Source organism: Blautia argi (assembly GCF_003287895.1).
GTDB lineage: Bacteria > Bacillota > Clostridia > Lachnospirales > Lachnospiraceae > Blautia > Blautia argi.
Genome location: NZ_CP030280.1, coordinates 965995 through 987519, shown reverse-complemented (window position 1 = coordinate 987519; position 21525 = coordinate 965995). Strand labels below are relative to the sequence as shown.

Sequence of the window (21525 nt, the reverse complement as noted above, 5' to 3'; positions counted from 1 at the left end):
TTTTCTTCTTAACGTCCGCATAAACTTCCTTCAAATTTCCGTTCTTATTTTATCATAAGCTTTTCGGCTTTTCAACTCTTGAAGAAACCTCAATATAACCCAATATTGGTTTCATAATCAATAATAATTTTTGCATCGCTTCTCAAATGCTGAAGCAAATAAACCATATTGCTTTCTGGAATGGATATGCAGCCTGCTGTTGTACCCTTTCCCTGACAATGCAGAAAAATAGCGCTGCCCTTCCCCACAACACCTTCTGGATTATAGTCTATAGCAACACAATAATTATATACACTTCCGTAATCTATAATATGTTCTCCTGTTCCTGCAATATAATCAGGAGATTCGGAAATATCTACCATTGTATTATAATATTTATCCGGGCTTCCACCCCAGTAATGGTTTTCTGTGACCTGAAGATATGCCATAGGACAGCCCGGATTTGTTCTAATCCCAAATGGAGTATGTAATCCGTAAATACCAGAAGGACTCTTTTTATCTCCTTCTTTTTCTTTTTGTATTCCTTTTGAACCAGTCCTTCCGATTGTCGCAAAATCTTCCTTCCATCTATCACCATCTTTACTGTACATAGTTACAGATGCATAGGTTCCGTCATAGACAGAAGCTACAACCAACTGAGAACTACTTTTCGCTGCGTCCAATTCTTTTATCCACAAGTCATTTCCCTTATCCACTAATTTAATTTCCAGCCCCTCCAGGCGATAAGAAAGACCTTCTGTTCCTGCTGCTTCTCCATTCTTTACCCAGTCCTGCCAGCCCAGATTTTCTACATGAACCCTGTAATACACATCATAATATTGAGCCATACTTCCCGTCAGACGTATTTTAATAGCTTCCAATCTTTTACACTCTCCGGAAGTTCCCGCCAAACTGTCGTTCCCCACAAAATTCTGCCACCCGTAATCCTGTACATGGGTTGCATATTCGATACCACCTGTATATGGCTGATTCACCAGTTTTATTTTCACACCCTCTAAACGTTTTGATTCTCCTTCTGTTCCACTTGTCTGTCCATCTACTAATGCTGCCTGCCACCCGTAATCCTGTACATGGGTTGTATACTGAATCATGGGTACTTTATAAGCCCCTCTTGTATTTCCCGGAGCAGGATTATTCTTGTCTATCAGACGTATTTCTATTCCTTCCAGGCGATAGCTAAACCCCTCTGTCCCTGCACTTTTTCCATTTCTTGTCCACGCTAACCACCCAAATTCTTCTGCATGAACCCTGTAATATATATCATAGTGTTCTGCCACTTCTCCGGTCAGACGTATCTGAATTGCCTCAAGCCGTTTGCACTCTCCGCTTGTTCCTGACATCTGACCGTTCCCCACAAAGTTCTGCCAGCCATAATCCTGCACATGGGTACGATACTCAATACCGCCTGAATAAGGCTGATTAGACAGTTTTATCCGAATTCCTTCCAGGCGTTTACATTCTCCCTGTGTACCGCTCATTCCTCCCTCTGATTTCCAGTCCTGCCAGCCATAGTCTTGAATATGGGTTTGATATTGAATTTGTGTTGATGATGCATATATAGGGATTGAGTCAAAAGATATCAAATTCTTTCCTAAAAGCAATACTAATATACTTATAATTAAAAGTTTTATGTGTCTAACTTTTTCTTTTATCATTACTCCTCTCTGCTTCAACGTAAATGCCAAATAGGTTTATATTATGAAAGATAAAAAGATAAACTAAAATTCACCCCAAAATTAAGTGCTTACTGTTTTATCGGATAATCAGATTTTTATTGTGTTTTTATGTAAAACTACACTGCCTATCATTTAATAATCAAATAATCTTGTATATCCTTACGTTGAGATTGAGCTACTCTAAATTCATCTTTATAATATCCTATAGCAAGAAATAAAACAATTTTTTCATTACTTGGTATCTCTAATAACTCATGTCTTTTTTTATCTAATTCTTTTCTCTCAGAAGCTTGTAGAAGACAACTTCCCACTCCGTAATAATGTAATGCCAATACTAAATTCATAGCAAATAATGATGCATCAACAATACACTGATTCCTTTCATAACTATCTGTGAATGCTGCATAATTTCCTGTAATTACAAGATACTTATTAACCTCTTGACTAAATCCTCCGCTTCCTTCTAACAAATCTTTTCCAATTATATCATTTATTTCTTTATTTAAATATACATAAACTTTTGCAGATTGGCGATTACATGCTGATGGTGAATTCATTGCCATGGCTACAGCTTTTCTAATAACAGATACATCTACATCTTTATCTAAAAATTGTCTTACTGAATGACGAGATAAAAAGAACTCTGGAAATTCACTATGTTGTGCTTTTTTTAATTCTTCTAATGTTAAAACTTTAACACCGCAATTTTGTTTATCACTATATACATTATACGTTTCTATTTTTTGAGCAAGCTGCTCGTTTTTATATCCTTGCGTTTTAAAAAAATCCAAATATGCTTTTAAGGTTCCCACTGCTTGAGAAATAATTTTAGATTTATTTCCGTATCCTAATTTTATATATTCATCTATATATTCAAGTAATATTTTTATTTTTTCTTGTCCAAATCCCACCCTAGGATTTGATAATGACATTCCCTTCTCTATAATATGCATCTGCCTATGTATTTTTGCCTCCATAGCTATAATATCAGTGTTTTTATAATTACCAAAATTACTTTTTTGATAATTTTTAAAATCACTTAAATAGTCTAAAAGCATTAAAATATCACGTTTCCACTGACCTAACCTTTTTTTCATATATATCCATTCCTTTCGCTTAGGCACAAAACATTATGAAAGTGTTTTCCTGAGCCTATTTTTTCTTTATAATTCTTGTTATAGGGAACTCGGTATACTACAAATCACGGGGCAGTAAATAGACTGTCCAACTTGGGATGACCATATACATATCACACCTTTTCAATCACAAATAAGTACGTCCGTAAGAGCATGAAACCTTATCTTTGTATAAACAATCCCGTTTATGGCTTAGGCGTCCAATCAATGCCGTTTCTCCCTATAATTTTAGCAACCTACCGATTCTGAATCTGAAAGGAGTCCTTATGGCTTTTAAAATCATTTACAAAATCTGCTGTGGCATCGATGGAGGCTTTTCCTTTGGCGAAACACTTATATTCATAGTCTGGTCTTACCCCAACCAACAATGAAAACGCATGAAAGAAAAAATCTGTCCAGGTTTCCAATGCTGGATGCTATATCAAACCACTTTTAGTACAGTGCGCTATCGCTAAAAGTAATAAGCATCCTGAGATTCTTAACCACTATCTCCGTTTCAAAAACGTTACAGTGACAAGAAAGTAATCATTGCCATAGCAAAAATGCTTCTCACTCCACTATACCACATGCTTGAGAATGGCGAAAACTATAATACGGAACTTTACCGAAAATCAAATTGGCCACCCATGAATCGTGAAATCACAATAGAGCAGGCTCTTGTCATAGCACGGAATCAAGGTTACAAGCTCAAGTCAATAACTGCCCAACCTTAACATACTTAATATTCAATTTTTAAAGTAGTCACCGAAAGATGGCTTGTTTGTGATGTAATTAAGAGAATGGATATCCTCTACTTTTCGTTTTCAACCTTTTCCCCTTTATATTTTCTTTAAAAACTCTAACTGTTCTTTAAGTTGAGTTATAAATTTCTCATTTTTCTTCTGCAATATTCCTCTAATAGTTTCTTCATTTTTAACTACCCCTTTAAATTTATCATAAAAATTCTCATAGCAAGACAACTTTTTAGAATCAAATACATATGTTTCATATTCACCAAAAATATCTTGAGCAATTCCTTTCGATTTAATAGAATAGCCTAGTGCCAGTGTTGGAACACCAGAAGAATATGCTGCTATTACGGAATGTGTTCTTGAACCAATAAAAAATCTACATTGAGAAATCAAAAATTTCAGTTGTGAACTATTGTATTTTTTTTCTATTACAATGACTCTATTTTCATCAAAAAATTCTTGTTTTATCTTTTTTAATAGTTGTACATCATTTTCTTCATTCCAATATACATGTGGTATTAATACAACGTCCATTTCTGTACTATCCATTATATTTCTAATAAATCTAACTATGGTTCTGAAATTATCATTCACCTCTAAGCCTTGGTTTGTATAACTACTATAATTAATTCCAATATATTCTTTTTCCTGTGAAAGCTCTAACTCTTTTACATATTCAATAGGTAATGCAAAAGCTGGGTCTGGAAAACGTTTAATATTTGTAAAACCTTTCTCTATCAAATATCTTTCAGTGTAACTTTCTCTCGGAAAAATATAGTTAAACTTTCGTAAAATATTAATTGTATCTTCAGTCAAATGTGCTTTATCAATAGAACACGCCATAAGAAAACATTTCGTCCCTTTTTTTCTCATTTCATCTGTTAAATACTCTATTTTTTTTGCAAGTTCTTGTTCATAGCAAAATACATCTCCTCCCGTTGAAAGCCCAATACTATTCTTATCCACTTCTCTCAATAATTTTTTATACCTATATTTTACACTTCCTAATTTATCTATTTTAAATTTTGTTAAAATCCTAGGAAAAAGGGATCCTATAGGTTTTATTCCAGATATATTAGGCGTATAAAAGACTGATGCATACTGTTCCGTTTTACAAACTTGCTCCTCATCATAATTTTCAGAAAAAATATAATAATCTTCTTTTGAAGTGTTTAATATTTGATATAAAGATTTCGCAGTAGCTTCACATCCTCTATTGCCACTTCCTATATGTGTATATAAATAATATTTCATTTTCCAGATACTCCTTTTTAATATGGAAATTCATTTGTATTAATTAACGCCGTTTTAATTGCTTTTAGTGTTTTTTCTCCGTATTTCTCATCAGGCTCCAAGTATCCACCCTCTCCCCATTCATTCCATGCAAACATAAAAATCATATCTTTTTTATATTCATTTCTAGCATGTATAATTTGTTGTTCTAAGTATTTTTCAAATTTCTCTGGTGTATATCCATCAAATATTCTTGCATACTCTTTATACCGAGGAGTATTATCCCAATCTACAAATGCTCCAGGAATTGATTTTTCATTTTGAGGAAGTGTATGTAAAACTGTTTTCCATACCTTATCATAATTAAATGTATATGTAGAGTATTTAGTTCTTTTAAATCCAAATTTAATAAATGCCCTATTTAATCCTCTTTTTATTAACATTGGTAGTTGTACCTGTAAACTTTTCATTGCTCTATCTGGCTGATATTCTATTCCATAATCAAATAAATACCCTGCGGAATCTGTTTCTATATTATATTCACTTTGTTGAGATATAAAGCATAATCCTTCCAGACCTTCAGCCTTTGCTTTATTATTCCAATATGTAAGCATGTTTTCTAAATTTTCTATCTGTTCTGGTCGATAAATAACCATAATGGGTTTAGAATTCATACGAATATATCTTTTATCTTTAAAAAAAGGTAGAAGATAATTAAAATGTCTATCCCACTCCTTTTCATTACTGTAAGTTTGCTGAATTAAAATCTCTTTACTATGTTGTGCCCATGCCTTTGTCCATGTTTCGTTAGCCCAGCAAATACAATAATTAATTTCAATCGTCGGATCATTTAATAAATTTTCCATTGGCTTCTCCATTAACAATTTTCCATCAAACCAATAATGATAAAAACAAAAACCATACACTCCATTTTCTCTCGCCAATTTAGCTTGCCACTTCAATACATTTGTATCTGTCAAATCATAATAATTATCATTCAAAGGTATTCTTGGTTGATAATGTCCCTTATATTGCGGAAATGCACCTTTTACATTCTTCCATTCAGTAAATCCTTTTCCCACCACTCATCATTTTCGGGAAACGTATGGAATTGCGGTAAATAAAATGTAATAATCTTCATAATCTATTTCTTTTTAACCTTTCTTTTATTTAGTTAAATAATAGTTTTAAATTTGCTGTAATTCATTTTTTTCTTTTAGACGCAATGTAAAACTTAAAATTGAACAAGATATATATCAGAAAAAAACATTTTATCCTCAATAGTAACACTAAAATTGCTGGTTTTTTATCCATTTCATTCAATTTAAGCGTATATATTGCATCTTTAAAAAGATTATTTTCTTGTATTATTTCCCAAGCTTTTTTTCTTTTTACCGAATACTTCTCTTTATTCATAGGGTGACATATTTCTTCTTGCAATATATACAAATATTGCCGTGCAGCAAAATATTTGTATTTTTCCTCTAATTCTGTTTTTTCTACTATCTCCCACACGTTTTCAACCAATTTTTTCATTTGCTCCCCTTTACCTGGATAATATGACAAAATCAATGAACTTTCATTAGTTCTGTAAAAATATCCTACCAATGGAACTAAACATATTTGACTAATATGAGAAAGGTATTTCAAATTAAAACATATATCCTCTCCCCATTTCAAATCATTCGGAAATCTAATGGTAAAGTCATCTATGATTTTTTTTGAATAACACTTTACCCATGGACCATGAAACTGGTATCCTTCTTTAATTAGTTTTTTTATATAAGTCGAATCTACATTCAATATTCCATTTCTAATTTTCTTTACACTACATACATTAATATTATCTTGTATATTTTCAAAAATGTTATCTTTCTCTTTTCGTATATATCTAAAACAAACCAACTCTCTCGAAGAATCCAGTTTCTGAATTATTTTCTCAATGTTTTGAGGGAAAACATAATCATCTCCATCAACAAACATGATAAAATCGCCCTTAGCTTTTTCCAAACCATAATTTCTTGCTGAACTCGGTCCTCCATTTTCTTTTCTATATACATGCAACCTTGAATCTTTATGTTTTAGTAAAATATCATATGTTTTATCTGAAGATCCATCGTCAACAAATATAAATTCTATCTTTTTTATAGATATATTAACAAGACTTTCAACACATTTCGAAATATATTGTTCAATATTATAGCATGGAACTATTATTGACAAAATAACATTTGAACTCATGAACACTCCCTCCTCCAAAATTTATCCTTATTTCAATACTGAATAATTAGCTTTTATTAATATTTTCTCAATATCCTCTGTATTCGTCGCAAGATACTCTTCTGTATCAGAGTTGATTGTATACACTTCGTATCCCCTCTGTTTTAACAAATCCGCCATTTCTACACTATTAACAACAATAATTCCCTTGTCATAACTCATCTTTTTATCATTTATATCTGATAAAGTTATAATTTTTTTATCAAAAAAGCAGAACTGATAAACATAAGATGTTTGATGAGATGAATTTTTCGAGTCACATATCAAAATATTCGCAGGTAATTCATTTTTCCTATCTAGGATTTGCAATGCAGCATATGTATTTTCTACTTCACTAAAACTCTGCTTCATTTGCATAATGTCTTGATAATATCCATCATAACAATATTGATAAATCAAAAAGCACATATAAAATCCTAGAAAATATTTTGTTTTTTTTCTACTGATCATATTCCAAAAAAATATTACTGAAAAAATAATAACTATTGTGCCTGCCAAGTAGGTTCTTAGTCTTGTTGAATCCTCTAAATTATTAATAAATCCAAATGGCAAATAAGCCTCATTCGTAACTTGGTTATGATATATATATGGTAAAATACACACTATCCAATATATATGAGTAACAAAACACGTTACAATTGTTGCTGTTTTAATATTCATTATATCTTCTCTATACTTTATTATATAAGATAAAATTCCCCATATAATAACGCCTAAATATGGACCTGCATAACGAATATAAGTAAATACCTTTAATCCATATGCTTGATTATCCATTCCATTCTTCATTCCCTCAACAGCATATCCTAACCATTCTGAAATAGATTGTCCCAAAATAGTTCCTAAAAAACAGCATGCTGCAAAGCTCAAAACATAAAAATAGGAAACTTTTTTCGCATCGATTCGAAACCTATTCTTTATAACTCGCAAATACTCTCTACATATCCAAACGCACCCAACTAAAACAACGGTACCTGTTACCAGCGAAAAAGTGTTTAACTGTCCTATAATAATATTAAGCCACGCTTGCCAACTTTCCGGAAAAAAAATCAATTCTATCCCGTTAACTGCAATTTGTGTATTAGGAAGCCCTGTCTTTTTATCTGCCAGCCATATAATATCTTGTAGAATATCTACCAATTTTTTCACACATAAATATCCCGGAATTCCTAATATCAAAAATATTCTCATAGAAAACAATGTTCTTTTTTTAGTAACCAAATAAACTATTTGTATAACTGCTGCACTTAACCAGAATATCAAAGTACGTGTATGCAGAGTTAAGCTATATATTAAAATTAATGTAAATATGACCGTAATCATTCTTTTTTTATGATAATCAAACTCACAATTGAGCAACTCAAGTAGGCACCAAATTAGTAACCACATTACTACAATAATAGGTGTTTCATTAAATAACGCTGTATTTCTTGTGACAACTGTATATGATGCAATGATAGATAAAAACATCAGATTTTGTTCTTGTTCTATCCTGAAGTATTTCCTTCCCAGTTTCCAAGCAATACAACCAACCATGGCTTGAAGAATTCCCCATACCCCTATCATAAGTTTATATATTAATATCGGATTTGAAAAAATATAAAATAGAGGAGTAAACAATATCGTAGCGCCAAAACCATAATAGGCAGTTTCTCCTACTAAATCAGACCAATCAAAACCTGCCAAATAAGCCGTCCCTGCAAGTGTCCCTACTTCATCAGCACGAGTACGGAAAGGTAGTGCCTGGCTTGAAAGAATAATACGTGGAATCACACATATTGCCAGCATAATTAAATAATATTTTTTTCGCTTAATTTTCCCCCACATTTTCACTGTCCTTTCTACTAAAACAACGCTTTTTTCCTAAAATTTTATTTAGCAAAATAACAATTATATAACCTACTACTCCTATAAACGCCATAGTAGGAATAAATATTTGCCAATTCATTAATATCACATATTTACTTATTAATTTGTAAATAACTGTAAGAAGCAGCAAGCATAAAATATTCTTTCCTATCGTACCATAAAAAGTATACCATTTCGTTTTTAAAACATAAGCTGCATAAACTGGATTAAAGATTAAATAACGAACTATAAACAATATTGAACTAACCCCCGCTACTGCATACAATCCCAAATTAGTATATTTAATTAAAATAACAACTATAATAATATTAATAAACCCTAAAAATAGACTCACAAAAACTGGTGTTTTTAATTTGTTTGTAACTACGCTTAACTGAGCAATAGAAATTGTCAACATATTGAAAACTGATTGCATCATCATCAACACGGATAAAATCTGTATCATTTCAATTTCATTTATTGTTTTATATGGTAACCATAAAGAATAGAAATGGCTACCAAAAATCATTACCCCAACAATTGGTACACCTAAAACCATTGCCATAACCTGAATAGATTTATTACATGCTAATATCAACTCTTTTCGTTTTCCTTCTGCATATAACTTCACAAAATTAGGAGTAAAAATTACTCCTAATGTTGAAATAGCCAATATTATTGCATTCGGAATAGTCCTTGCAATACCTAAGATTCCCATTGCATCTGCGCCTAACATCTTATTTGTAATAACTGAATCTAAACCAGTCATTAAAATCTGACTCAAATTAGAAATTGCCATCCATATTCCTGATAAAGCCAACACTCTAACACAACCAACATCAAAATTTTTGATATCAAAAGAAAACTCTGGTACTAACTTTTTCGTAAGTTTTATATTAGTTATCGCCAAAAAAATAGTGGAAATAATTGTCGCAAATGCAATATAATACATTTTAACACCAACGCAGTGAAACAATACTACGATAATCAAAAACCGAATAATATATGATATACTATTTCTAAAACCAGCTATATCCAATCTATTAGTTACATATGTACATATAGAAAATACAGTAGTTATCAATATAATAATATAATTCAAAAAAGTTAATATAAATGTTATTTTCACACTAGAATTTAAGGATTCTGGAATGACCAAAATACTTTCCATTTTAGCTACAAAACTCGCACCAATTATAGCTAAAACAACTGCTAATATGCTATTCGCAACTAATAGTGACACATAATATTTATTTGCTTTTTTGTAGTTTTTTTGATACATTTCTATAGTTATAAATCGAGCTGCAACAGAATTTAAAACAGCCGCAATTGTAGAGGCATATGAAACGAAATCATTTGACATTCCCACAAATCCATATGCTGCATCCCCCAGATGCTCACTTAACACTGGAGTAATATAAAAGTTTAATCCTAATGATAATATAAAGGATATACTAGTAAAAAGTAAATTTAACCTCATTTGTTTCACATTCATTGTATTTCCTCAAAACATCTTTGTATTTTATAATAAAAATTTTCATCTATCGTTTTTTACTTATCATATAAATTTTTCTAAGGATAATATGGCCTCCAAAAGTACCCACAAGCAAAATTTTATTTCTCATTCTTACTTTTCTATCAAGAATTACACGTATTCTATATTTACAAATTAGATTTTTCAATTCGCTATATTCTTTTGGATTTTCCTTGGAAGAATCGATTTGAACCCAAAGGTGCAAACAACTCCATAGTAATTTGGATATTGCTCCATTATACAACTGAGGGTAGTTATGCTTAATATATATAGAAAATTCTAATGATTGTTGAACATAATCCATTTTTCTTTTATTAAATTGACTTCTAACAATTCCATCGCTCCTATAAAAATACAAATAATGTATTTGTCCACCACACACCATTTTCTCAGAGTTTTCTAATAATTTATAAAATGTACTTTCATCTTCGTATAACTTTCCATTTGGAAACCGTATACTTTTAAATAATTGTGTTTTATAAAGTTTAGCCCATGCGCTTGTAGTAACGCCTTTCTGATAACATAATCTTTCTAACGCCTCTTCTCTACTGTATATACAAATTCCACATGGTTTGGTCAATTCAAATTCATAATTCTCTTTGTTTGATTCTAAATGCTTACATGCAGAAATATCTGCATCTACGGTTTCTATCAGTCCATACAAATATTTAATATAATCCTTTGAAACATAATCATCGCTATCAATAAAGCTTACATATTTACCGCAAATATGTTCAAGGCCAAAATTTCTCGCATCTGATAAACCTCCATTTTCTTTATGAAAAACTTGTATCCTACTATCCTTCATTGCATACCTATCACATATTTTCCCTGAAGTATCAGTAGAACCATCATCTACTATAATAATTTGCAAATTACTGTAACTTTGATTTAATATAGAATCTAAACATCTCTCTAAATATTTTTCAACATTATATACAGGTATAACTACACTAATTAAATCTGTTTTCATACTAATTTTAACCCAACTTCCATTTTTTATAATGTTCCCGTATACATCTAGCAAGTTCTTTTGAATCACCTCTACTAACAAAACTATATGTTTCATCAAACAATTCTTTATTTGCCTCGCTAGTCCCTAAAATCATTTCTTTCTTCATTGCTTGATATATATATGCTTTTCCCGGTATTGTTCTATTTGCTTTATTTACTGTTGCTGAAAAATGTCCCGCTAAGCACAAGTCGCTAAAAGCAATATATTCTGAAAGAGTTTCCTGTGATAACCACTCTATATATGTAACAGTGTCTAACTCTACTCGAGAAAAATTTTTATTAGTGGGACCTATAATAATAAATTGTATAGACTTTTCTTTGTTTAAGTATTGTATAGCTTCCATTACAACATCTACACCTTGAACGGGTAAAATTGAACCAAAATACAACACTACATATTTATCTTTATATTCTTCGGGTTTTTCCACAAGTCTTGGATAATAAATATTTTTATCCGCTTTCAAATAACATACAAATATATTTTTTTCATTTGCATTGAATTCTTCAGCAAAATAACTTGCGTGCGTTTTCGTATCTGCTACAAGATAATCTGATTTCTTTACAGTATATATATCTATCATTTTACAAAATTTGGCTAGAATAGAATCTTTTTTTATTTTTTTTCTATCAAATACCAAGGTATCATAAATTGAAATAAAAAAGTCAGTAATGACAATATTCTTTCTAAATTTCCAGGGAAATAAAAGAAAAATCATTTGCGCCATAAATCCGACAAAAATTATATCGTATTCCTTGCTTTGAACTTTCAATAGTTCTTTAGCTACGTCTACAATACGTTTAAAATATTTTTTATTTTGGCTAGCAATCACATTTGTATACGAAGCCTTATTTTTTATGATTTCTATTTCTTGATTAACCCTTATATAATCAAGATTTTTTGTTGCTATATACAACACTTTCTTCCCTTTTAAATAATTATTCAAATCTGCTTCATTTCTCATCAGGCATCTTTTCCTTTTTATCATTATCTTTGTTTTTCCTCAACTCTTCATGACCCTTACCATAATCCATTTTTCTCAGTTCAAATTGAATATCCTCTAATAATTTTCTGTTCGCTGAAATCACATCACCCAATAACCCAATAGATTCTGTCACCACCGCAATAATAATCAGCATGGTGCATAATAAAAGAGATTGTACATGCCCTGCTCCATTGCCATTAAAATAATATATAAGAAAACGAATTCCCAAAGCAATACCTGTAATGCCAAAAACACCCGCTATACATGAAAAACAATATAATGGCTTATACATCATCAACGCTCGTCCAATCGTCAACATAGATTTTTTCACATATCCAAACATACTACTAAATAATCTGGAAGGTCTTAACTCAGCATTCGTTCTAATAGGTATCGAAGTAACTGCCATTTTCTGTCTTCCTGCCTGTACAATCGTTTCCAACGTGTATGTATACTCATTAATAACGTTCAGACGCATAGCGGTATGTCTGCTATAAGCCCGAAATCCACTTGGTGCATCAGGAATATCTGTCTTTGATGCCTTTCTCACTACCCAACTGCCTAGATGTTGCAGCTTTTTCTTCAAAGGCGAAAAATGTTCTGTCTGGTCAATAGGGCGTTCCCCTACAACCATACCAGCTTCTCCCCTTAAAATTGGCTGAATTAATTTTTCAATATCCGCTCCGCAATACTGATTATCCGCATCTGTATTGACAATAATATCCGCTCCGTTCCTCAGACATGCATCCAAGCCTGCCATAAATCCTCTTGCCAGTCCTTTATTATTACGAAAGCTTACAATATAATTAACTCCCCAATTTCTAGCTACTTCTACAGTATTATCTTTACTTCCGTCATTAATAATCAGATATTCAATAACATCTATACCGTCTATATGTTTTGGCAAATCATTTAAAGCTACTTCTAATGTTTCTGCTTCATTATAGCAAGGTATCTGAATAATCAGTTTCATATATTTTTCTCTCTTTCCCTCTTTAGTTTTCCTTATATAAATTTGGATTTATTGTTTTTCTACCAATAGAATCATATGTAATCTTTGTATTTTCAAAAGCACTTAAAGAATAGCAATTTCTTCCATCCAAAACAATTGGACACTTCATCAATTTTTGAAATTTCTCCACTTCAAAGTTTTTCACACTCTCCCACTCAGTCAATATCAAACAAATATCTGCACCTTCAATGGCTTGTTCTATACTATCACAATACTGGATTTTATCAGGAAACCTTTTCTTAAAATTCGCTGTGCCTACTGGATCCCAGATACGAACATGAGCTCCATCCTCTAAAAGTAAAGGAACATTAACCAGAGATGGGGCCTCTCTCAAATCATCTGTTCCGGGTTTAAAAGTACACCCCAGAATCGCAACATTCAAAAACAGAAAATCATGATAGTATTTTTTTGCTTTCTTTATCAATTTAAATTTTTGATTCTCATTCACCTCTATAGCCGCACGAATTGTTCTTATTTCATTATCATTAAAATTTGCTAACCAGTTCAATGCCTTTGTATCTTTTGGAAAACAGGAACCACCATATCCAATTCCTGCCTTCAGAAAACGATTCCCAATTCTACCGTCAAATCCCATTCCTTCTGTCACTTCTTCAATATCTGCCCCTACAACTTCGCACAAATTTGCAATCTCGTTAATATAGGATATTTTAAGAGCAAGGAAATCATTAGAAGCATATTTTATCATTTCTGCACTTCTTCGTTCCACTACAAGTTTAGGTGCATCAAAATCTTCATATACTTTTTGGAGAACCTTTGCCGGATATTCTTCAGTCACACCAATTACAATCCTGGAAGCATGAAGAGTATCATGTACGGCTGTTCCCTGAGATAAAAATTCTGGATTTGACGCCACATAAATTTTCACATCATTTATCTGCTTATCATGAATATAAGACTCTATTTTATCATTTGTGCCAATCGGAACAGTAGATTTCAGCACAACTACACAATGTTTTTCCGCATTTTGTGCTATCTGTTTTGCCACTTCATACACATAGGCCAAATTTGCAGAACCATCATATTTTTCCGGTGTTCCCACCCCTATAAAAATCACATCTGCATCTCTGTAAGCTTCTTTATAATCTGTTGTAAAACTTAAGTTTTTCACACTCTGTGCCATCAATTCTTGAAGACCAGGCTCATAGATAGGAGTTTCTCCCCTTTTCATTTTCTCCACTTTTTTCTCATCTACATCTACACACGTAACCTGATGTCCTTTACTTGCCAGACATACCCCTGTAACAAGCCCTACATATCCAGTACCTGCAACTGCTATTTTCATAATCTTACATTCTTCCTTTTTCTTTTTTACTCATGAGCACAAATACCCACTTTTTTAGTTTATCATATTTTTCTTTATAAATCTACATTCTCTCCTATTTTTCAACATACTTTTTGTGTATTTATTCCTATTGTTTCTATTGCTCTTTTTCCCATAGATATGTTATAGTAATAAAAAATCAAAGGAGTATTTTCATGCAACGTATAAATATCAAAAAGTTTTTACTCTCTCCATATTGTCTTCTGTTTATTTGTAGTATCGTCATTTTTTTTCTGTCAACATACAGAATTTCAGATTTAATTCAACCTTCTGTGCTTAATGACGAATTTGGATATTGGGCAAACGCTGCTCATCTTTTTGGATATGATTGGTCTGGGGTTGCCTCTATGTCTCCATATTACTCCTATGGATATAGTTTATTACTAACGCCCTTTTTTATATTAGATTCTCCAAGCCTCATGTATCAGCTTGCTCTTATTTTAAATGCTTTTTTTTATATTTTCAGTTATCTAATATCTTATAAATGTGCTAAACAACTTGTTGAGAATCTATCACCCTCCATGCTTGCTTTGATTTGTATGATTCCTGCTCTTTATAGCAACAATCTTTTACAAGCTCATTTCACATGGACGGAAGCTCTTTTATACCTTTGCTTTTGGATTCTTTTCTATTTAATTTTACAAATTGAAAGAAATCCCAAACCCTTATACTTTGTTTCAACTGCTGTAGTCAGTATATATATGTACACTGTTCATCAACGTACTGTAGGTGTTTTAATTGCTTTAATTCTCAGTCTACTTATATGCAAAGTGTCCAAAAAAATATCTTTAACAAATTTATTTTATTTTTCTATTCCCTTTGTAATTTGTTTTCTACTTGCAATATTAATAAAAACTGACTTTAAAAGCAATGTTTGGTCTTTTGTATCTGCTGATTTGGCAAAAGCCAATGAATACAGTGGGCAGTTTCATAAAATTTTTTCTATTTTAACAGATTTTGAAACTTTTTTATATGCTACAAAGGGTTTTTTGAGTAAACTGTTTTACCTTGTTTCTTCTTCTTGCTTAATTTTTGTTTTTGGAATGTTTTATTTTATAAGAAACTCAAGAAAACATTCGCGAAATTTACTCTTAGGTATGTTTTGCCTGCTTAGTCTTCTTTTTACATTAGGAATTAATACAGTATTTTCAGTAAAAACCTTACGAATCGATGCCATTTTATATGGACGTTATACAGAATTTCTCGTTGGTCCCTTCCTTCTATTTGGCATTTTATTTTTACTAAACACCAAAATTTCTTGGAAATACATTCCTGCTTTTACTATATTCATGTTCCTCATAGCTTTTTTTATTAAAGATTATCTCCACGAGGGCAGTGACTATTTAGGAGCTATGAGTGTAGGGACTAGCTTATTTTATAATATAAAAACAGATCTGTTCATGGTCCGGTATGCAGTAATCGTCCCACTGACTTTAGGAAGTATTATAATTATATTTAAAAATATAATTAAAGTAAAATATATTCGTTTTTTAGCATTTATCCCCTGTATTATCTTTTGGGTTTTATCTGCTAATAATGTATTTGAAAACTGGGTTATGGTTTGGCAAAAAGCCGCATCAGAATTAACTAATATTACTTCTGCCATTCGGGAAACAGATAATAATTATCCTATATATTTTATTTATAATGAAAATTTTTATGGAGATAATTGGAATGCCGAACGTATTCAGTTCCTTCTTCCTGAAAAAAATATTAAACGTATTACTTATGACGATTTAGATTCTGCAGAAGGTGATTACTACGTCATTCATCTTTTAGAAGAGCCTATTGATAGATCAAAATTTTGTAATATTGCTACTGGCGCTTATTTTTACTTATTTGTTCCAGTTCAAAGTACTTTATCTGATTATTCTGCTAGTAATCCATAAAAATAGTAGAAGGAGAATTCTTGGACTAAAATTATTCTCCTTCTACTATTTTATCTATCCTTTTGTTTTTTCATCATACTCTTCCTGACTAACGACTTTAACATCTTTTATTTTCTCAATCTGCCAGCCATTTTCACTTTCTTTTAATTTAAAATCTACAGCATAAATTTTCTTAGCCAGCCAAAAATAGCCTGTGCAGGATTCCTGATTCCATTCCACGACCTTCATCAAATCAAGATAAAACATGTTTTGTGGGTTGATCTGTGTGACAATCTGATCGGCTGTCTTCCCTATTTCTCCCAAAGTTCCTGTGAGTTCTTTTCCTTTGTTCAGAATTGTATAATAAAAATATTGAATATTCTTTGCTGCTGCTCCCTGCTGCTGAATTTTCTCTGCTGTCAGTGAATCTCCCTCCTGCAATACATCTGTGCAGTAATAATTCATAACAGTACTGACATCTCCTTTTTCAATGTTTTTTATGAATCCTTCCATTAAATCTCTGGGATTTTCTCCATAGGCATTATTGCTGACTCTGTAATTTGCCGGAAGAACCACTTCTTCTGTATCAAGCAAATTTTCGATTTTTTTCTTATTTTTTTCTCTTTGCTTGTATTCTGTTTTATAATTCTTATCATACAATTTTTTTTCTAACTTATTAATTGTACTTTTATCAGAGCTTTCTTCTGTACTGGATTCAGAAGCCAGGAAATAAGCCTCCTCTGATGTCCCTGTCAATCCGGAAGTAACCTTTAATACTTTCCAGTATCCATAGTATTTCGCTAATGTAATTCCTGATATATAATTTCCCTCATCATTCTTAAGATTCACCTGCATTTCACATACAGCTTCAGCTCCTGTACTTTCGCAGATATTCTGTTTTTTTACCTCATAAGAAGGTTTCAACTGCTCTGATGCCTGTGCATATTCTACACCTGTAACTTTTCCTCCTCCTGCTTTTTGGTACTCTTCTGCAAAATCTTCGAACATTTGCGTATAGTAAACAGTCAGTTCAGCCGATGCCAGAGGAAAGTAGTCTGCATACTGTTTTGCTGGTGCTATCATAGTATCATTAGAAACTGTTTTCTGATTTTCCAATAGTTTTATCACATCTGCCTTTGTCCCCAATTCATCAATAGGAAATCCTCTCAATGCCTTATCCAAATCTTGATTTTCTACTGCCTGAAAAAAATATTTTACAATATTTTCTGTATCTGTAATGCCTTCTACATTTGATTCCTTCTGTAACTCCGCTGTCTGGATATCATTCACCACCTGCTCTCTGGAAGCCAGAATTTTATACCCAGCAATACTCCCTCCCAAAATCAGTAGAAAGAACAGAAAAAAAATACCAACACCTATGATATAACTATGTTTTTTATAGTCGTTCCATTGTATTTTCATCTTCCAGCCTCCTGCTTTTTCTCGTTGTCCCTTTTATAGATAAATCTGCCAGCAATACCAACCAAAACGGGTTATATGCAATACTTACCATATGATGTTCTACCATACACTGAACTGCAACAAGGGCAATAATCCATAACAATACCCACTGGTGATTTCTATAACTTTTAATTCCTATACACAGCCAGACAAATAAAAGTACAATTAGCATCAACAGTCCGAACTGAAGCAGTATATACAGATAAGAACTATCCAAAAAGAAATAGTAATCTACATCTTCTGTGGTGCTTCCCAGTCCTATCATAGGAATATCCTGTCCCCACAGCGTAAATCCGAAAATATCAATTCCTTTCTTACCCAGCCTCAGCCTGCTGCTCAAAGCTCTATCAAGAAATGATATGACTGCATTATCCGGAGAATACAGCATGGTCAGCCAAATCATAACAGCTGCACAGATTGTTCCGGATCCCATAAGCAGTGCAGAAATCCCTCTATGCATATGATATGATTTTCCCTTCTTTTCAGCGCTGTTTTCCAAGCATTTATGAACAGCAAAAATCACTGCACTACCCAATATACATATCGTGTTCAGTCGCGCGTCACAAAACCAGTATACAACTCCTCCTAAAAGGCCAAAAACTCCTAATTCTATATAAGTAATTCTCTTCCCCCTTAAAAATCCCCAGCACAAAATCAAATAAAAAATATGTGCAGAAAAATCTGTAGGATAATTAATACCGAAAGCATACCGTGTTCTTCTTCCTTCCTGAATATAACTCAGGTTCTCTACATGCCCTGTAAGGGAACAGATAACAGTTCCAAGCAGTAATACCAATATCATGGCTGTATATACTTTGATAATTTTTCTAAAGGAAATATCTTTTGCCCCTATCATAAGCACTAAAAGATAAATATATTCTTCATACCCGTTTCTTTTAAACGCCATTTCAAAAAGAACATATAAGCCTAGAATAAATACTATATCCTGAATCTTACACCTTTTTGAATATGCAAGACGGACTAAAATAAATCCCGTGAGCGCTGTATATAAATCTGTATAAAAATGTTCCGGCCATGTTATCTGAAACATGGTTGTTCCCAGAAAAAAAAATGCAATGTATGCAGCAAAAACCATTAAATATAGATTTTCTAAAATCTCTTCTATCTTTTCTCTTCTAATAATCTTTTCTTCCATTTATCTTCCTATCCCTGACTCTGTATTTGTTCTGCTTTTTCAATTGCCCTTCTCATAAAGTCTCCGGTTCTTACGGCTTCTGCCATTTTTCTGATATTTTCTTTCATATCTGCATACTGTTCTTCTGTGATTCTTCCAAGAACCGCTTCCAGGTCTGCCAGATTTTCAATAGAAATCCCTATCTTGTTTTCTTCCACAAATCCGGCTAATGCCGCTTCTTTCCATATCAGAATAGGTTTCTCTGATGCAATATATAAAGATACTTTATGCGGATTATTGTACTTGACATATTCTCCCGTAGAACCGGCACAGGTTTCTGTTTTCTGTCCGTCCCATACTAAACCAAACTTTCCAGACATCTTGCCCGGAAGAATGTCTGGAGGATATGCGCCCTGATGCTGAAGATTTTCTACTGTCTTTTCTGACTTATAATGAATTCCATAAAGATTTATTTTCAGGTTCGGACATACTTGTGCCAGTCCGTATATATATCCTGATTTCTTTTCGTCCAGATTTCCGGCAATCACAATATCTGCAGCTTCCTTTTCTTTTTCTGGTTCCGGTTTTGCATCTGTCAAATAATCGAATACTTCCAGACATACTATCTTCTTTCTGTCTACTCCATTTTGTTCTATAAGATACTCTGCCATTTTGGAATTATGTACAATAAACACATCGCCTGTTTCGTACATAAGGTGATCCAGCTTTTGAAATAACTCTCCAAACTCTTTAAACATCTTTCTCAGAGATTCCAGGTCATGTATAATAAATATGACTTTATAGCCTTTCCATTTTTTTGCGTTGTGCATCCATTTCATATATCGCGTTCCAATATACAGTGGATGCTGAACTACTAAAGTATCTTCTTTTTTCAAGGAAAAAAATTTAAAAAATTGCAGCTCATTCTGAATCTTGCCTAAGATCCCCTTTGCTTTCTCACAGCGATGAATTCTCAGCAGTCTATAATTCTTTTTTGTTAAAACTGTTTCACAGTCTTTCATTGCCTTTGAGCCTGCATGAAAATCTTCCCCTATATCTAAATGTAATAAAAACCTGGCCATACCTACTTCCTTTCCTTTAACAGCTTGTCTAATTTCTTCATTTCTCCTGCAAAATCCAGATTTTCATTTTCCAGATTTCCTATTATTTTTTCTGTGTGTTCCTTTCCCTGAAGAATCCCTTCTATTCTCTCAGCAAAGGCTTCTCCCTTCAATATCTCCAAATATCCGTTGATTCCTGTTTTGATCTGCTCTCGGTTGCTGGGAATATCAGATGCCACGATTATTTTTTTCAAAACTCTTGCCTCAAAAATGGTTGTTGCATACCCCTCATGTCTGGATGGCTGAACATAAAGATTGCAATTCTTTATATAGGGATACGGATTCGATTTTTTACCTAAAAAAATAATATTTTTTTCAAGCCCTTTCTTTTTTACAAATTTTTCAAGTTCCTGTCTGAGATTTCCGTCCCCCATAAAAAACCATTGAAACGCTATGTTTCGATTTTTCAATATTTCTGCTGCTTCAATTGCTACATCATACCCCTTTTGTTCCTCCATTCTCCCTATGGTAAGAATTTTCCGATTTCCTCTGTATCTCTCATCATTTAATGCATCATCCGCCATTCTTTTGATTCTCTCTGTATCTGTCACATTATAAAAAACTTCCGCTTTTTCTTTGTACTCAGGGAAGTTTTTCAAAAGGCTTGTCTTCACTGCCTGAGAAACACAGAATATTTTATCATATTTTCCAAGGTAGCTTACTACTTTATACAGCCACCAAATATTTTCATCATGAATCCACATAGCCTTTTTCTTTGCTTTTATGCACTCTGCTCCATATGCAGTCAAAAAATAACCATATCCATGAAAGTCCAACAGCAAATCATATTCTCCTTCAAGAGGAGATGTATACTCCAATATTTTTTCATAAAGATGATTTTTTTCTGCATTCTGCTTATATTTAAAATAATAATATTTTTTTTCAATCTTTGCAGCCAATGTTTTTATACTGTCTGTTTTTTCCTTTCTCCCACTGACAAAAATTCTGTACTTGCTTTTCGTAAATAAAAGTTGTTTGATCTTAACGGTTCCAGGTACTTCTTTTAACAGCGGTCCTTCCTTTGTAATCGCCAAAACTGTAATCTGATATTCTTCCGGGTTCATCATTTTAAGAAGAGAGTTTAAGGCTGCTTCTGTTCCCCCTATAGCAAAAGAATTGGTTAATATTAATACCTTTATCATATTCTGCCC

Annotated in this window: 16 protein-coding genes and 1 pseudogene; 2 read left to right on the top strand and 15 right to left on the bottom strand. The window is 32.4% G+C overall.

Translation table 11 applies throughout. The annotated features are described in order from the left end of the window. Nucleotides 1-89: 89 nt before the first annotated feature. Nucleotides 90-1478 (bottom strand): L,D-transpeptidase family protein, encoded by a 1389-nt coding sequence (locus DQQ01_RS04860; protein WP_242980584.1) that lies wholly within the window; start codon nt 1476-1478, stop codon nt 90-92. A gap of 326 nt (nt 1479-1804) precedes the next feature. Further along, complete coding sequence (locus DQQ01_RS04855) at nt 1805-2773, bottom strand: nitroreductase family protein (protein ID WP_111918871.1); 969 nt, start codon at nt 2771-2773, stop codon at nt 1805-1807. Nucleotides 2774-3115: 342 nt separating this feature from the next. Between DQQ01_RS04855 and DQQ01_RS18505 the strand changes: the two are divergent. Beyond that, a pseudogene (locus DQQ01_RS18505) lies at nt 3116-3525 on the top strand (transposase); the annotation flags it as partial. A gap of 105 nt (nt 3526-3630) precedes the next feature. Here DQQ01_RS18505 and DQQ01_RS04845 read toward each other — a convergent pair. The 9 genes from DQQ01_RS04845 to DQQ01_RS04805 all read right to left on the bottom strand — a co-directional run bounded on the left by DQQ01_RS04845 (nt 3631) and on the right by DQQ01_RS04805 (nt 14750). Further along, entirely contained in the window at nt 3631-4797 is a 1167-nt protein-coding gene (locus DQQ01_RS04845; RefSeq protein ID WP_111918869.1) for a polysaccharide pyruvyl transferase family protein, read from the bottom strand. A gap of 17 nt (nt 4798-4814) precedes the next feature. Beyond that, nucleotides 4815-5858, bottom strand: a complete 1044-nt coding sequence (locus tag DQQ01_RS04840) for a glycosyltransferase WbsX family protein (RefSeq protein WP_330407651.1) — start codon at nt 5856-5858, stop codon at nt 4815-4817. A 121-nt stretch (nt 5859-5979) separates the two neighbouring features. Next, nucleotides 5980-7017, bottom strand: coding sequence for a glycosyltransferase family 2 protein (locus DQQ01_RS04835; RefSeq protein ID WP_111918867.1), 1038 nt, complete (start codon nt 7015-7017; stop codon nt 5980-5982). A gap of 27 nt (nt 7018-7044) precedes the next feature. Continuing rightward, nucleotides 7045-8883, bottom strand: coding sequence for a hypothetical protein (locus DQQ01_RS04830; RefSeq protein ID WP_111918865.1), 1839 nt, complete (start codon nt 8881-8883; stop codon nt 7045-7047). Next, on the bottom strand, nt 8867-10399 hold the full coding sequence (locus DQQ01_RS04825; RefSeq protein WP_111918863.1) for an oligosaccharide flippase family protein: 1533 nt from the start codon (nt 10397-10399) through the stop codon (nt 8867-8869). Before DQQ01_RS04825 ends, DQQ01_RS04830 begins: the two co-directional genes overlap by 17 nt. A 46-nt stretch (nt 10400-10445) precedes the next feature. Next, a complete protein-coding gene (locus DQQ01_RS04820) occupies nt 10446-11411 on the bottom strand; it encodes a glycosyltransferase family 2 protein (protein WP_162624244.1) in 966 nt (321 codons plus the stop codon). A gap of 7 nt (nt 11412-11418) precedes the next feature. After that, nucleotides 11419-12414, bottom strand: a complete 996-nt coding sequence (locus DQQ01_RS04815; protein WP_162624243.1) for a glycosyltransferase family protein — start codon at nt 12412-12414, stop codon at nt 11419-11421. Continuing rightward, nucleotides 12404-13408, bottom strand: a complete 1005-nt coding sequence (locus DQQ01_RS04810; protein WP_111918857.1) for a glycosyltransferase family 2 protein — start codon at nt 13406-13408, stop codon at nt 12404-12406. Before DQQ01_RS04810 ends, DQQ01_RS04815 begins: the two co-directional genes overlap by 11 nt. A 22-nt stretch (nt 13409-13430) precedes the next feature. After that, a complete protein-coding gene (locus DQQ01_RS04805) occupies nt 13431-14750 on the bottom strand; it encodes a UDP-glucose dehydrogenase family protein (RefSeq protein ID WP_111918855.1) in 1320 nt (439 codons plus the stop codon). A 194-nt stretch (nt 14751-14944) separates the two neighbouring features. Between DQQ01_RS04805 and DQQ01_RS04800 the strand changes: the two genes are divergently transcribed. Then, complete coding sequence (locus DQQ01_RS04800; protein ID WP_111918853.1) at nt 14945-16678, top strand: hypothetical protein; 1734 nt, start codon at nt 14945-14947, stop codon at nt 16676-16678. Between the two features lie 54 nt (nt 16679-16732). Here the strand turns inward: DQQ01_RS04800 and DQQ01_RS04795 are convergent, their stop codons facing one another. The 4 genes from DQQ01_RS04795 to DQQ01_RS04780 form a co-directional block, all read right to left on the bottom strand. Beyond that, a complete protein-coding gene (locus tag DQQ01_RS04795; RefSeq protein WP_111918851.1) occupies nt 16733-18079 on the bottom strand; it encodes a hypothetical protein in 1347 nt (448 codons plus the stop codon). Further along, nucleotides 18054-19274, bottom strand: a complete 1221-nt coding sequence (locus tag DQQ01_RS04790; protein WP_111918849.1) for a hypothetical protein — start codon at nt 19272-19274, stop codon at nt 18054-18056. Before DQQ01_RS04790 ends, DQQ01_RS04795 begins: the two co-directional genes overlap by 26 nt. Nucleotides 19275-19282: 8 nt before the next feature. After that, nucleotides 19283-20092, bottom strand: a complete 810-nt coding sequence (locus DQQ01_RS04785) for a glycosyltransferase (RefSeq protein ID WP_162624242.1) — start codon at nt 20090-20092, stop codon at nt 19283-19285. Nucleotides 20093-20337: 245 nt separating this feature from the next. After that, nucleotides 20338-21516 carry a glycosyltransferase gene (locus DQQ01_RS04780; protein WP_111918845.1) on the bottom strand — a complete coding sequence of 393 codons (1179 nt, stop codon included), beginning with the start codon at nt 21514-21516 and terminating at the stop codon, nt 20338-20340. Nucleotides 21517-21525 lie beyond the last annotated feature (9 nt).